Raw genomic sequence first — 13,778 nt, forward strand, 5'->3', positions numbered from 1 at the left:
GAATTCACGTCATGACAGACGCCGTAAAAATCTATCATAACCCTCGCTGCTCCAAGAGCCGCGATACCCTGAGCCTGTTAAAGTCTAACGGCGCTGAGCCGGAGGTGGTGCTGTATCTTGACACCCCACCTGACGCGCAAACCCTCCGCCAGCTGCTGCACATGCTGGGAATGGGCAGTGCAAGAGAACTGATGCGCCAGAAAGAAGATCTGTATAAGTCGCTTAACCTGGATGACAGCCGTCTCACCGAGGCTGAGCTGGTCCAGGCGATGGTTGAAAATCCAAAGCTGATTGAGCGCCCGATTGTGGTGGCGAACGGCCAGGCGCGCATTGGACGCCCGCCGGAAGACGTGCTCGAGATCCTCTAGTCCTTATGCCGCAGCGCTTCCAGAAAGGCCTGCGGCGTACTCTCTCCCAACTTTTTCTGGGCTTTCTCCCGGTTGTAAAATTCGCACAGCTGGATCAGCAGCTCGCCTGCCGGTTCACTGTTCAGACGTGGAATGATGTCGCATAGCGGCGGAGCAACCTGAACGGCGGGGAATTGCTGTGGATGCACTGTCACGGCGTTATTGCGTTTCTCAAGCTTCACCTCGAAACCAAAAGTCTCAATAGATTGAATATCAGCCGGACAGGCTTCCAGCACGTCGTTCACCCAGTGGACCAGCAGCTGTGGAGAAATGCCCGCGTACAGCCGGGCGGAGCACCAGCCGCTCACGGGTTCACGCGCCCAGAGCAGATGCTGTTCACCGCCATCGTCCATATGCAGAGACAGAGGCTGATGATGTAACAGGAGTTTTTGCGGCACGATACCTGCCCTCAGCGCCTTTTTCCCCTGCAACGTCGCGCCCTTCTGCTTTACCGAAGCCGGTTTGAGGTAGCGGTTCAGGGTCGCGCGGGATACGGCGATCCCGAGTCCGTTATTGACCATCTGCAGCAGTTCGTCCAGCGGGGCACCCGTGATATCCCGCAGGGCATTGACCAGCGCAACCTGCTCCTGTCTCAATGCTTTGTGTATCACTTTTGGCGTCGTGTGGTTATCCGAAACCTGGTCGCGGTTACGCCAGCGCCTGACTGTAGTGATCGAGATCCCCAGCTCAACGGCCAGCTCTCTGTCGCTTTTATCTGATTGCTGAAGATAGCGACGGATGCGCGGCGTCGTGGTGGCATTAGCATGCAGTTTAATTTCCATCGCAGGATCCTCAGAACCAATCTTGTGAGATTTATACTATACCAGCGATTGCTTTGTGACCGATTTCACCTTTCGCTCGCCACGCTTCACTGATAATCCTCAGACATAACACAAACAACACCCCTCAATCTTGTACGGAGTTCACAATGAACAATGTTCTGGGATTTCTTGAAGCAAAACTGATGCCGCTGGCGGCCAAAACGGCCCAGCAGCGGCATCTCGGGGCCATTCGCGGCGCCTACGTCTCCTTCATGCCGTTTATCATCGTCGGCTCTATTCTGCTGGTGATCTCGTCGTTCCCGAATCAAGCCTATCAACAGTTTATGTCTCAGGCCTTTGGTGAGAGCTGGAGCGCCATTATCGAAATCCCGTTCAACGCGGTGTTCTCCACCATGTCGCTGTTCATCAGCTTCCTGGTCGCCTTCCGCCTGGCGGAACACTATGGCGAGGATCGCATCTCCTGCGGCATCCTGGCGCTGGTCGCCTTTCTCATCCTGACGCCCTTTATCAAAGTGGCGGAGAACGGCGGTATTACCGTCATTCCGGTGGAATGGATTGGCAGCAAAGGGCTGTTCGTGGCGATGATTGGTTCCCTGCTCTGGACGGAGCTGTTCTGCTGGCTCAAGCGCAAAAAACTGGTGATCAAAATGCCGGACGGCGTGCCTCCGGCGGTGCAGGAGTCGTTCGCCGCGCTGATCCCGGCCCTGCTGGTGATGATTCTGGTGCTGGGTATCCGCATCGTGTTTGAAAACACCCACTACAACACCATCCACCAGTTTATTTACGAAGTGGTTGCCACGCCGGTGCGCCACTATGGCACCTCATACTTTGGCGCGCTGATGACGGTGTTCAGCATCACCATTCTGTGGTCCGTGGGCATTAACTCCGGCTCGATGATCAACGGCATCATTCGACCGCTGTGGATGGAGAACCAGACCGACAACATCGCCGCGATTCAGGCAGGCACGACGCCGCCGCACATTATCACCGAACAGTTTTTTGACATGATCTGGATGGGCGGCGCGGGGGCCACGCTGTCGCTGGTGATTGCAATGCTGATTTTCGCCCGCAGCAAAAACATGCGTGAAGTGGCGCGCCTCGGCGCCGGGGCATCGGTGTTTAACATCAACGAACCGATCCTGTTTGGCCTGCCGGTGATCATGAACCCGATCATGCTTATCCCGTTCAACCTGGTGCCGCTGGTGCTGGTCACCGTGCAGTATGCGGCGATGAAGATTGGCGCGGTTGCCGTCACCACCGGGGTGTTTATTCCCTGGACGCTGCCGCCGGTCATCAGCGGTTTTATCGTCACCGGTCACCTGAGCGGCAGCGTGATGCAGCTGATCAACCTGCTGATTGGCGCCATGCTGTATCTGCCTTTTATGCGTATCGTGGACAAACAGTACCGCGCGGCGGAAATGGCCACCGTTACGCAAACCGACACCACCCTTGCAAAACAGGAGTAACGCATGTGGGGAATTATCGCGACCTGGCGAATGGCGCTTGAAGGCGTCACCGAGTCTGCATCTGCGCTGGCTGCGGGGAAACCGGTCTCGGCAGCGGTGGTGGATGCCGTCGCCGCTGTCGAAGACTTTCCGTTTTATAAATCCGTCGGCTACGGCGGGCTGCCCACCGAAAATGGTGAGGTGGAGCTGGACGCCGCCTACATGGACGGCGACACGCTGGCGTTTGGTGCCGTGGGCAACCTGGTGGATATCGCCAACCCGGTGCGCGTGGCGCATGCGTTAAGCCGCCAGCGCTACAACAGCCTGCTGGTCGGCCAGGGCGCGCGGGAATGGGCGCTGAGCCAGGGCTTTGCCGACAAAACCATGCTCACCGACCGCGCCATGCAGCACTACCGCAAACGCTGCCGCGAAACGCTGGATAAGGGCTTAAGCCCTTACGACGGACATGACACCGTCGGCATTATCGGCCTCGATAAACAGGGCTCAATGAGCGTCGCTACCTCCACCAGCGGCCTGTTCATGAAAAAACGCGGTCGACTCGGCGATTCGCCGATCATCGGCTCCGGCTTTTACTGTGACAGCGAAACCGGCGCCGCAACCGCCACGGGCGTCGGTGAAGATCTGATGAAAGGCTGCACCAGTTACGAAATCGTTCGCCGCATGGCGCAGGGTATGACGCCGCAGCAGGCGGCGGATTCGGTGGTGTTCGAACTGGAGGACAAGCTGATGTCGCGCTTTGGCCGCGTGGGCGATCTCTCCGTGGTGTGCATGAATAACAGGGGCGAATTTGGTGCCGCTACCAACATCAAAACCTTTTCGTTCGTGGTGGCGACGGCTCGCCAGCCCCTCACCGTTTTTCGTACCGAACGCCTGCGGGAGAAAACGCATTATCACGCGGTAGACGATGAGTGGATGCAGGCCTATGCCGCGCGGATCCGCGCGCCGATTGAGGAGTCATGATGATTACGTATCAGTTTATCACCGCGCTTTCCGACGCGAAGCCGCAGAGCCATTTGATTGCCTCCGCCTCCTGTACGCTTTTGCCCGAAACGGCGCTTGTCGCGGAAATGCGCGAGTCTGCCAGCATCGCTGACACCCGCTTTGGCTGCGCCCCGTTTGCCCGGATCACCCTGCTGCCCGATGCGCTCTGGCAGGATAGCCTGACCGAAGGATTACTGACGGCGCTGCGCCCGCTGCTGGCCTCGCCCGTCAGTCCCGAGCTGATACTGGACGTGACTGATATCGACGATGTGGTGCTGGCGCAGGTGCTGCGTTTTCTCTTTAATCAGGCGCACAGGCTTAGCGATTTGCAGTTGAAGGAAACCAGCGACAGCGTCCGTCTTGAGCGCATCGCCGCGCTCTGCTTACCCGAACAGCAGGACCGACTGGCGGTTATTTTCCGCCAGCAGCAGGCCATCGCCCACGGCATGGTCGCGGCGCGACGTCTGGCGGATACCCCGTCCGACCGCTGCACGCCGCAGTTTGTGGTGGAAGAGGCGCAAAAACGGTGTGCCGCCTTCCCTGCCCTGCGGTGCGAAGTGCTGAATGAAAAGCAAATCGTTGAGGACGGTCTGGGGCTGCTGCACGCCGTCGGCAAAGGGGCGACCTGTCCGCCGCGCCTGCTGGCGATTCATTATGACGGTGTCAACGACGGCCCGGTGCGCTGCTATGTGGGTAAAGGCATTACCTTTGATACCGGCGGCCTGTGGCTGAAGGAAGGCGCGGGCATGTACACCATGAAATACGACATGTGCGGTGCGGCTAACGTGCTGGGCCTGATGCTGACCGTCGCAGAGCTGGCGCTGCCCGTACACATCATGGGCGTGCTGGCGCTGGCGGAAAACGCCATCGGCCCGGACGCCATGCAGCCCGGCACGGTAGCAACGGCCTGCAACGGGATCACCGTTGAAATCAACAACACCGATGCCGAAGGCCGACTGGTGCTGGCGGACGCCATCGCCTGGGCCAGCCAGCGGCATCCGCAGGCGCGCTATATCATTGATATGGCCACCTTAACCGGTGCGGTCGTGAAGGCGCTGGGGTATGAGCTGAGCGGGCTGATGACGCAGGATGAACCGCTGCGCGCGGCGCTGACGCTGGCGGGTAAGCAGAGCGGCGATGAAGTGTGGTCCCTGCCGCTGGATGCGCGGCTGAAAAAGCAGACCGACAGCGCGATTGCCGATCTGTGCAACACGCCGACCAACAATGCGGCGATCAGCGCCTCGGCGGCGTGGCTGCTGCATCACTTCTGCCCGCCAACTATTCCGTGGGCGCATCTGGACATCAGCGGTACGGCGCTGTGGCGCGAAAACGGACGAAGCGTGGCGTCGGGAAGACCGATTCCACTGCTGGTTGAGCATCTAATGGGAGATCTTTAGCCGGGTGGCGGCTGCGCCTTACCCGGCCTACAAAGTGCGGCAGGTTTTCGTAGGCCCGGTAAGGCGCAGCCGACACCGGGCAAAAAGCTCAAAGCTTGAGAATATCTTTCACAAACGGGATAGTCAGCTTGCGCTGGGCGGTAATGGAGGCGCGATCGAGCTGATCGAGCGTATCAAACAGCGTGCGCATTTCGCGATCCAGTCGTTTAAGCAGGAAACGGCCCACGTCTTCCGGCAGCTCAAACCCGCGCTGCTTTGCACGCAGCTGTAACGCCTGAAGCTTATCTTCATCCGACAGTGGCTGAAGCTTGTAGATTTGCCCCCAGTCCAGGCGAGACGCCAGATCCGGCAGTCCCAGATTCAGCTGGCGAGGCGGACGATCGCCGGTAATCAGCAGCCGGGTTTTCCCCGATTCCAGAATGCGGTTGTAGAGGTTAAAGATCGCCATTTCCCACGGCTCATCCCCCGCCACGCATTCGATATTATCAATGCACACCAGCGAAAGATGTTCCATTCCCTCAAGCACCTCAGGCACGAACCAGGTACGTTTATCCAGCGGCACGTAGCCTACCGCATCGCCGCGCGCCGAAAGCTCCGCGCAGGCGGCATGCAGCAGGTGGCTGCGCCCCGCGCCTTCGCGTGACCAGATATAGATGTATCCGCTGTGTTCCTGGCGCAGCACGTTTTGCAGTGCAGCCAGTAAAGAGGGGTTATCACCCGGCCAGAAACTCGCGAAAGTTTCGTCGTCAGGGAGATAGAGTGGCAGAGAGAGCTGTGCCGGTCCGTTCAGAAGTACCTCAACCAGATCTTACATAAAATCGGAACGGAGTTTAGCACGGAACCTGCAAGGAGAGAACCGGGCGGATCGTCCACCCGGTTAAAGGATCAATGTGGTGCTTTTTCGCTTTCGTCAGCGTCCAGCACCACCTCTTCCGGACGGATCACGGAGATCAGCTTGAAAATCAGGCTCAGGCCCACGCCGACGATGGTTGCCAGCGCCATGCCTTTCAGCTCGGCCGCGCCGATGTGCACCTTCGCGCCGCTCACGCCGATAATCAGGATCACGGAGGTCAGGATCAGGTTCTGCGCCTTGCTGTAATCCACTTTGGATTCAATCAGCACGCGAATACCGGAGGCACCGATCACGCCGTACAGCAGCAGAGAAACGCCGCCCATCACCGGAACGGGGATGATCTGAATCGCTGCCGCCAGCTTACCGACGCAGGAGAGCAGAATGGCGATGATCGCCGCGCCGCCGATAACCCAGGTGCTGTAGACGCGGGTAATCGCCATCACGCCGATGTTTTCACCGTAGGTGGTGTTTGGCGTAGAACCAAAGAAACCGGAGATGATGGTGGAGAAACCGTTCGCAAACATGGAGCGGTGCAGACCCGGGTCGCGGATTAAATCGCGCTTAACGATGTTCGCCGTTACCACCAGGTGGCCGACGTGCTCCGCAATCACCACCAGCGCCGCAGGCAGAATGGTGAAAATCGCAAACCATTCGAAGCGTGGCGTATAGAAGGTTGGCAGGGCAAACCAGTGCGCCTCGGCAATCGGAGTGGTGTCCACCACGCCCATTACAAAGGAGAGCGCGTAGCCCGCCAGCACGCCGATCAGGATCGGGATAATCGCCATGAAACCGCGGAACAGCACGGAACCAAACACCGTTACGCCCAGGGTCACCAGCGAGATGATAATGGTTTTGGAATCCGGTGACTGGCCGTCAGCAGGCAGCAGACCGGCCATATTCGCCGCGACGCCCGCCAGTTCGAGACCGATGACGGCCACGATGGCGCCCATCGCTGCAGGGGGGAACATCACGTCCAGCCAGCCGGTACCGGCTTTCTTCACAATGAAGGAGACCAGGCAGAACAGCACGCCACACATGATAAAGCCGCCCAGCGCGACCTCATAACCCAGCGGCAGCAACAGCAACACCGGCGAGATAAAGGCGAAGCTCGACCCGAGATACGCCGGAATTTTGCCTTTACAGATGAAGAGGTACAGCAGCGTACCGATGCCGTTGAACAGCAGCACGGTAGCCGGGTTAATGTGGAACAGGATTGGCACCAGCACGGTTGCGCCAAACATGGCGAACAGGTGCTGCAAACTAAGCGGGATAGTCTGTAAAAGCGGCGGTCTTTCACTCACCCCGATAGCACGGCGCGTCATAGTGTTTTCCTCTGAGTAGTATCGTTGTTGGTGTTTTATTCAAAAAAAAGCCGACTATCAAAGTCGGCTTATTTATCGTTATTCGATTATTTCGTACCAAAGATCTTATCGCCGGCATCGCCGAGCCCCGGGATGATGTACCCGTGCTCGTTCAGGCCCTGGTCGATAGAGGCGGTATACAGCTCAACGTCCGGGTGCGCTTTTTCCAGCGCCGCGATCCCTTCCGGTGCCGCAACCAGCACCAGCACTTTAATGCTGCTGCAGCCCGCTTTTTTCAGCAGGTCGATGGTGGCAATCATTGAACCGCCGGTTGCCAGCATCGGGTCAACCACCAGCGCCATACGCTCGTCGATGTTGGACACCAGCTTCTGGAAGTAAGGAACCGGCTCGAGGGTTTCTTCGTTACGGTAGATCCCCACCACGCTGATGCGCGCGCTTGGCACGTGCTCCAGCACGCCTTCCATCATGCCGAGACCGGCACGCAGGATTGGCACAACGGTAATTTTCTTACCTTTGATCTGCTCAACCTGCACCGGGCCGTTCCAGCCTTCGATGGTGACTTTTTCCGTTTCCAGATCGGAGGTCGCTTCGTAGGTCAGCAGGCTGCCGACTTCAGAGGCCAGTTCGCGAAAACGCTTCGTGCTGATGTCATGCTCACGCATCAGGCCCAACTTGTGTTTAACGAGTGGGTGTTTCACTTCCACAATCTTCATTCTCTTTCTCCTCTGAATGGCATCCGCAAAAAAATCGCGGGATTATACCGCTTTTTTCGGATTAGGCCATACCCATGTTGCTTGACAGGGATCAAGCAAAGACAAAAAAGCCGGAGGCTGAGTTCCGGCTTGGGTGCGGGTTCTGCCCGGTGGCGCTGCGCTTACGCGGGCCTACGTGTATTGTAGGTCGGGTAAGCGTTAGCGCCACCCGACAATTACAGGTTATCCCCGTTGCTCGCAATCACCTGCTTATACCAGTCGAACGACTTCTTCTTGCTGCGGTTCAGCGTGCCGTTGCCTTCGTTGTCTTTATCGACAAAGATAAAGCCGTAGCGTTTTTTCATTTCACCGGTACCGGCAGACACCAGGTCGATACAGCCCCACGGGGTATAGCCCATCAGGTCTACACCATCTTCCACCACCGCTTTTTTCATCTCGCGGATGTGAGCGGCCAGGTAGTCAATGCGGTACTGGTCGTTCACCGTGCCGTCGCTCTCCTGCACGTCGATTGCGCCAAAGCCGTTCTCAACGATAAACAGCGGCAGCTGGTAGTGATCCCAGAACCAGTTGAGGGAGTAGCGCAGCCCCACCGGGTCAATCTGCCAGCCCCAGTCGGATTTTTGCACGTACGGGTTAGAGACCAGGCTCTTGCTCTCGTCGTAATCCAGCTGCGGGTTGTCCGCCGTCGCCTTGGTGGCGAAGGACATATAATAGCTAAACCCGATGTAGTCCACGCAGCCCTGCGTCAGCGCCGCTTTATCTTCTTCGGTAATATCCAGCGCGAAGCCGCGACGTTCGAAGTAGTTGAGCAGATGCTGCGGGTACTTGCCGCGCACGTGCACGTCGGTGAACCAGTAGCGGCGGTGCATGGCATTCATCGCCATCATCATATCGTCCGGCGCGCAGGTCAGTGGATAGATAGGACACATGGCAATCATGCAGCCGATCTGCAGGGACGGGTTAATCTCGCGCCCCGCCTTCACCGCCAGCGCGCTGGCCACCAGCTCATAGTGCGCGGCCTGGAACATTACCGGCTCGCGATCTTCGCCCGGCGCGTACTTCAGCCCCGAGTTGGTGAATGGGGCAAAGTCTTCGTGGAAGTTGGCCTGGTTGTTGATCTCGTTAAAGGTCATCCAGTACTTCACCTTGTGCTGATAGCGCTGGAAAACCACTTTTGCAAAACGAACGAAGAAGTCGATCAGCTTACGATTGCGCCAGCCGCCGTATTCCGTGACCAGATGGAACGGCATCTCGAAGTGAGACAGGGTAATAACCGGTTCGATGCCGTGCTTCAGACACTCGTCGAACAGGTCGTCATAGAATTTCAGGCCTGCCTCGTTCGGCTCAAGCTCGTCGCCTTTCGGGAAGATCCGCGTCCAGGCAATAGAGGTGCGGAAGCATTTGAACCCCATCTCGGCAAAGAGTTTGATGTCTTCTTTATAGCGGTGGTAGAAATCGATGGCTTCATGGTTAGGGTAGTTTTTCCCGTCCAGCACGCCGTTGGTGATTTCACGCGGCACGCCGTGCGCGCCTGCGGTCATCACATCGGCCACACTCACCCCCTTGCCGCCCTCTTTCCAGCCGCCTTCGAGCTGGTGCGCCGCAACCGCACCGCCCCACAGAAAATCTGCTTTAAATCCTGACATTCACTTTCCCTCATTCTGCGTTATTTTCTGCAAAAACAATTACAGAAACCGGTTTCAGTTGAATGATGTGCAAAGCCGTTTCGGGTTGCAAGGAGAATACCGAAACCGGTTTCATTTTCGTGAACAGACGCAAGTTTGGGCGCACTGGCAGGCTGCGCGTAAAAAAAGATCCCTACGTCCAGAATAGGCTCGCAAACGTTTGCCTGGACTGTTAGAATTGCGCCGATTTTTCTTACTAGCTATGCAATCGCGTGGGGATTTAAGCCGTGACCAACAAAACTTCTCTCAGCTACAAAGATGCCGGTGTTGATATTGACGCAGGTAATGCGCTGGTTGACCGAATCAAAGGTGTGGTGAAAAAAACCCGCCGCCCGGAAGTGATGGGTGGTCTGGGTGGATTCGGCGCACTGTGCGCGCTGCCGCAAAAATATCGTGAACCTGTTCTGGTCTCGGGAACTGACGGTGTAGGCACTAAACTGCGCCTGGCGATGGATTTAAAGCGTCACGACACGATCGGTATCGATCTGGTCGCGATGTGCGTGAATGACCTGGTGGTTCAGGGCGCAGAGCCGCTGTTCTTCCTCGATTACTACGCGACCGGCAAACTGGACGTAGATACCGCGGCAAGCGTGATCAACGGTATCGCCGAAGGGTGCCTGCAGTCTGGCTGTGCGCTGGTTGGCGGTGAAACCGCGGAAATGCCGGGCATGTATCACGGCGAAGATTATGACGTCGCGGGCTTCTGCGTCGGTGTAGTAGAAAAATCAGAAATTATCGACGGCAGCAAAGTGGCCGATGGCGATGTGCTGATCGCGCTGGCCTCCAGCGGCCCGCACTCCAATGGCTACTCCCTGGTGCGTAAAATCATCGAAGTGAGCGGCTGTGACCCGCTGACGACCGAGCTTGACGGTAAACCGCTGGCTGACCATCTGCTGGCCCCGACCCGCATCTACGTGAAAAACGTGCTTGAGCTTATCGAGAACGTCGACGTTCACGCTATCGCTCACCTGACCGGCGGCGGCTTCTGGGAAAACATCCCGCGCGTCCTGCCGGACAACACCCAGGCGGTGATCGACGAATCCTCATGGCAGTGGCCAGCCGTGTTTAACTGGCTGCAGACCGCAGGCAACGTGAGCTCCCACGAAATGTACCGCACCTTTAACTGCGGCGTGGGCATGGTTATCGCCCTGCCGGCAAGCGAAGCGGATAAAGCGGTCAAGCTGCTGACTGAAAAAGGTGAAAACGCGTGGAAAATCGGTACGATTAAATCCTCCGATTCCGAACAGCGTGTGGTCATTGAATGAAAAACATCGTGGTGCTCATTTCCGGCAACGGAAGCAATTTGCAGGCGATAATTGACGCCTGCAAACAGAAGAAAATCAATGGCACCATTCGGGCAGTTTTCAGCAACAAGGCCGACGCGTTCGGCCTTGAGCGCGCGCGGGAAGCGAACATCCCTGCGCACGCGCTGGAAGCCAGCCAGTTCGCCGGGCGTGAAGCCTTTGACCGCGAGCTGGTGCATGAGATTGATGCCTACGCACCGGACGTCGTGGTGCTGGCGGGCTATATGCGTATTCTGAGCCCGGCTTTTGTAGAACACTTCGCCGGACGTCTGCTGAATATCCACCCTTCTCTTCTGCCGAAATATCCCGGCCTGCACACCCATCGTCAGGTCCTGGAAAACGGCGATGAGGAGCACGGCACCTCCGTGCATTTCGTTACCGGCGAGCTGGACGGCGGTCCGGTGATCCTGCAGGCCAAAGTCCCGGTCTTTGACGGCGACAGCGAAGAAGACGTGACCGAACGCGTGCAGACCCAGGAGCATGCCATCTACCCGCTGGTGGTAAGCTGGTTTGTCGACGGGCGTCTCGAAATGCGCGACGGCGCAGCCTGGCTGGACGGCGTGAAGTTACCCCCGCAGGGTCATGCTGCCGAAGAGTAGTTTGTTATGTCGGGTAGCGCAGCTGCGCTTACCCGACCTGTTCATTGCATTACCCGATATCCCCTTCTCCAACCTTCTAAAATCCCCCACAAAAAAAATAACTGTCATACTTTTCTGGCACTGTTGGACATATCGTGGAAATGCTCGCCATAATAAGGACGAGACGGATTTACCACGTCCTGTGATTGAACTGGAGTGTGAGCTGTAATGGGTCAGGAAAAGTTATATATCGAGAAAGAGCTAAGCTGGTTAGCATTTAACGAACGTGTACTCCAGGAAGCGGCAGACAAAAGTAACCCGCTGATCGAGCGCATGCGTTTTTTGGGCATCTATTCCAACAACCTGGATGAGTTCTACAAGGTTCGCTTTGCCGAGCTGAAAAGACGCATCATCATCAGCGAAGAACAGGGTCTAAACTCGCACTCGCGGCACCTGCTGGGCAAAATCCAGTCCCGCGTGTTGAAAGCCGATCAGGAATTTGACGGCCTGTATAACGAACTGCTGCTGGAGATGGCGCGTAATCAAATCTTCCTGATTAACGAACGTCAGCTTTCCGTTAACCAACAAAACTGGCTGCGCCACTATTTTAAACAGTACCTGCGCCAGCACATTACCCCGATTCTCATCAACCGCGAAACCGATCTGGTGCAGTTCCTGAAAGATGACTACACCTATCTGGCCGTGGAAATTATCCGCGGTGAATCCATCCGTTACGCGCTGCTGGAGATCCCGTCCGACAAGGTCCCGCGCTTCGTGAACCTGCCGCCGGAAACCCCGCGCAGACGCAAGCCGATGATCCTGCTCGATAACATCCTGCGCTACTGTCTGGACGACATCTTCAAAGGCTTCTTCGATTACGATGCGTTAAACGCCTACTCGATGAAGATGACCCGTGACGCCGAATATGACCTGGTGCACGAGATGGAAGCCAGCCTGATGGAGCTGATGTCGTCCAGCCTGAAACAGCGCCTGACGGCCGAGCCGGTGCGCTTTGTCTATCAGCGCGATATGCCGGACGCCATGGTGGAGATGCTGCGCGAGAAGCTGACCATTTCGCGCTATGACTCCATCGTGCCGGGTGGCCGTTACCACAACTTTAAAGACTTTATCGGTTTCCCGAACGTCGGCAAAGCCAATCTGGTGAACAAGCCGCTGCCGCGCCTGCGCCATCTCTGGTTCGATAAATTCCGCAACGGTTTTGACGCCATCCGCGAACGCGATGTCCTGCTCTACTATCCGTATCACACCTTTGAACACGTGCTGGAACTGCTGCGTCAGGCCTCGTTCGACCCGAGCGTGCTGGCGATCAAAATAAACATCTACCGCGTCGCAAAAGATTCCCGCATCATCGATGCGATGATCCACGCGGCGCACAACGCCAAAAAAGTGACCGTGGTGGTGGAGCTGCAGGCGCGCTTCGACGAAGAGGCGAACATTCACTGGGCGCGTCGTCTGACGGAAGCCGGTGTACACGTCATCTTCTCCGCGCCGGGGCTGAAAATTCACGCCAAGCTGTTCCTCATCTCCCGTAAAGAGGGCGACGAGGTGGTACGCTACGCCCACATCGGTACCGGGAACTTTAACGAGAAAACGGCGCGAATCTATACCGACTACTCGCTGCTGACCGCCGATGCCCGCATCACCAACGAGGTGCGCCGGGTCTTTAACTTTATTGAGAACCCGTACCGTCCGGTAAGCTTCGACTATCTGCTGGTCTCGCCGCAGAACTCGCGCCGTCTGCTGTACGATATGATCGATAAAGAGATCGCCAATGCCCAGAAAGGGCTGTCGTCCGGCATCACCCTGAAGCTCAACAACCTGGTGGACAAAGGGCTGGTAGACAGGCTGTACGCCGCGTCCAGCTCCGGCGTGCCGGTTAACCTGCTGATCCGCGGCATGTGCTCGTTGATCCCGGAACTGGAAGGCATCAGCGACAATATTCGCGTGATCAGCATTGTTGACCGCTATCTGGAACACGATCGGGTCTATATTTTCGATAATGCGGGTGATAAACAGGTCTATCTCTCTTCGGCAGACTGGATGACGCGCAATATTGACTACCGAATTGAAGTCGCGGCACCGCTGCTGGATCCGCGCCTGAAGCAGCAGATCCTCGACATCAGCGAGATTCTGTTCAGCGATACCGTGAAAGCACGCTATATCGACAAAGAACTCAGTAACCGCTATGTACCGCGCGGCAACCGCCGCAAAGTGCGGTCGCAACTGGCGATTTACGACTATATCAAATCACTCGAGCAACCCGATTAAC

Annotated in this window: 12 protein-coding genes; 7 read left to right on the plus strand and 5 right to left on the minus strand. The window is 57.1% G+C overall.

The annotated features are described in order from the left end of the window. Window positions 1-11 precede the first annotated feature (11 nt). Window positions 12-368, plus strand: a complete 357-nt coding sequence (gene arsC / locus AC0TN7_RS10455) for an arsenate reductase (glutaredoxin) (RefSeq protein WP_473702127.1) — start codon at window positions 12-14, stop codon at window positions 366-368. Here the strand turns inward: arsC and AC0TN7_RS10460 are convergent. Then, entirely contained in the window at window positions 365-1,189 is an 825-nt protein-coding gene (locus AC0TN7_RS10460; RefSeq protein WP_473702128.1) for a transposase family protein, read from the minus strand. The two genes, arsC and AC0TN7_RS10460, sit on opposite strands and share 4 nt — an antisense overlap. Window positions 1,190-1,335: 146 nt before the next feature. On the opposite strand from AC0TN7_RS10460, the gene celB reads away from it, so the two are divergent. The 3 genes from celB to AC0TN7_RS10475 are packed head-to-tail and all read left to right on the plus strand — an operon-like array spanning window position 1,336 to window position 5,033. Continuing rightward, window positions 1,336-2,655, plus strand: coding sequence for a PTS cellobiose transporter subunit IIC (celB, locus tag AC0TN7_RS10465; RefSeq protein WP_024907562.1), 1,320 nt, complete (start codon window positions 1,336-1,338; stop codon window positions 2,653-2,655). Between the two features lie 3 nt (window positions 2,656-2,658). Continuing rightward, complete coding sequence (locus tag AC0TN7_RS10470) at window positions 2,659-3,615, plus strand: glycosylasparaginase (RefSeq protein WP_024907561.1); 957 nt, start codon at window positions 2,659-2,661, stop codon at window positions 3,613-3,615. Next, complete coding sequence (locus AC0TN7_RS10475; protein WP_473702157.1) at window positions 3,615-5,033, plus strand: leucyl aminopeptidase family protein; 1,419 nt, start codon at window positions 3,615-3,617, stop codon at window positions 5,031-5,033. Before AC0TN7_RS10470 ends, AC0TN7_RS10475 begins: the two co-directional genes overlap by 1 nt. A gap of 88 nt (window positions 5,034-5,121) precedes the next feature. Here AC0TN7_RS10475 and AC0TN7_RS10480 read toward each other — a convergent pair whose 3' ends face one another. From AC0TN7_RS10480 to AC0TN7_RS10495, 4 genes are all read right to left on the minus strand, one after another. Continuing rightward, a complete protein-coding gene (locus AC0TN7_RS10480; protein ID WP_166792068.1) occupies window positions 5,122-5,823 on the minus strand; it encodes a DnaA inactivator Hda in 702 nt (233 codons plus the stop codon). A 95-nt stretch (window positions 5,824-5,918) separates the two neighbouring features. Continuing rightward, window positions 5,919-7,208: a uracil permease gene (uraA, locus tag AC0TN7_RS10485; RefSeq protein WP_017692944.1), complete on the minus strand. Its 1,290-nt coding sequence runs from the start codon at window positions 7,206-7,208 to the stop codon at window positions 5,919-5,921. A gap of 86 nt (window positions 7,209-7,294) precedes the next feature. Continuing rightward, on the minus strand, window positions 7,295-7,921 hold the full coding sequence (gene upp / locus AC0TN7_RS10490) for a uracil phosphoribosyltransferase (protein WP_008501641.1): 627 nt from the start codon (window positions 7,919-7,921) through the stop codon (window positions 7,295-7,297). A gap of 215 nt (window positions 7,922-8,136) precedes the next feature. After that, window positions 8,137-9,567, minus strand: a complete 1,431-nt coding sequence (locus AC0TN7_RS10495; protein WP_048991281.1) for a 6-phospho-beta-glucosidase — start codon at window positions 9,565-9,567, stop codon at window positions 8,137-8,139. A gap of 266 nt (window positions 9,568-9,833) precedes the next feature. On the opposite strand from AC0TN7_RS10495, the gene purM reads away from it, so the two are divergent. From purM to ppk1, 3 genes are all read left to right on the plus strand, one after another. Continuing rightward, window positions 9,834-10,871, plus strand: coding sequence for a phosphoribosylformylglycinamidine cyclo-ligase (gene purM, locus AC0TN7_RS10500; protein ID WP_473702129.1), 1,038 nt, complete (start codon window positions 9,834-9,836; stop codon window positions 10,869-10,871). Then, window positions 10,868-11,509 carry a phosphoribosylglycinamide formyltransferase gene (gene purN / locus AC0TN7_RS10505; protein ID WP_473702130.1) on the plus strand — a complete coding sequence of 214 codons (642 nt, stop codon included), beginning with the start codon at window positions 10,868-10,870 and terminating at the stop codon, window positions 11,507-11,509. The genes purM and purN overlap by 4 nt, the downstream gene beginning before the upstream one ends. A gap of 207 nt (window positions 11,510-11,716) precedes the next feature. Beyond that, complete coding sequence (gene ppk1, locus AC0TN7_RS10510; protein WP_473702131.1) at window positions 11,717-13,777, plus strand: polyphosphate kinase 1; 2,061 nt, start codon at window positions 11,717-11,719, stop codon at window positions 13,775-13,777. Window position 13,778: the final 1 nt, after the last annotated feature.

The organism is Enterobacter sp. PL_is511, assembly GCF_055816065.1.

Bases quoted from the DNA above. Each gene is read 5' to 3' on its own strand.
- arsC (WP_473702127.1), top strand. From the start codon at position 12: ATGACAGACGCCGTAAAAATCTATCATAACCCTCGCTGCTCCAAGAGC.
- AC0TN7_RS10460 (WP_473702128.1), bottom strand. From the start codon at position 1,189: ATGGAAATTAAACTGCATGCTAATGCCACCACGACGCCGCGCATCCGT.
- celB (WP_024907562.1), top strand. From the start codon at position 1,336: ATGAACAATGTTCTGGGATTTCTTGAAGCAAAACTGATGCCGCTGGCG.
- AC0TN7_RS10470 (WP_024907561.1), top strand. From the start codon at position 2,659: ATGTGGGGAATTATCGCGACCTGGCGAATGGCGCTTGAAGGCGTCACC.
- AC0TN7_RS10475 (WP_473702157.1), top strand. From the start codon at position 3,615: ATGATTACGTATCAGTTTATCACCGCGCTTTCCGACGCGAAGCCGCAG.
- uraA (WP_017692944.1), bottom strand. From the start codon at position 7,208: ATGACGCGCCGTGCTATCGGGGTGAGTGAAAGACCGCCGCTTTTACAG.
- upp (WP_008501641.1), bottom strand. From the start codon at position 7,921: ATGAAGATTGTGGAAGTGAAACACCCACTCGTTAAACACAAGTTGGGC.
- AC0TN7_RS10495 (WP_048991281.1), bottom strand. From the start codon at position 9,567: ATGTCAGGATTTAAAGCAGATTTTCTGTGGGGCGGTGCGGTTGCGGCG.
- purN (WP_473702130.1), top strand. From the start codon at position 10,868: ATGAAAAACATCGTGGTGCTCATTTCCGGCAACGGAAGCAATTTGCAG.
- ppk1 (WP_473702131.1), top strand. From the start codon at position 11,717: ATGGGTCAGGAAAAGTTATATATCGAGAAAGAGCTAAGCTGGTTAGCA.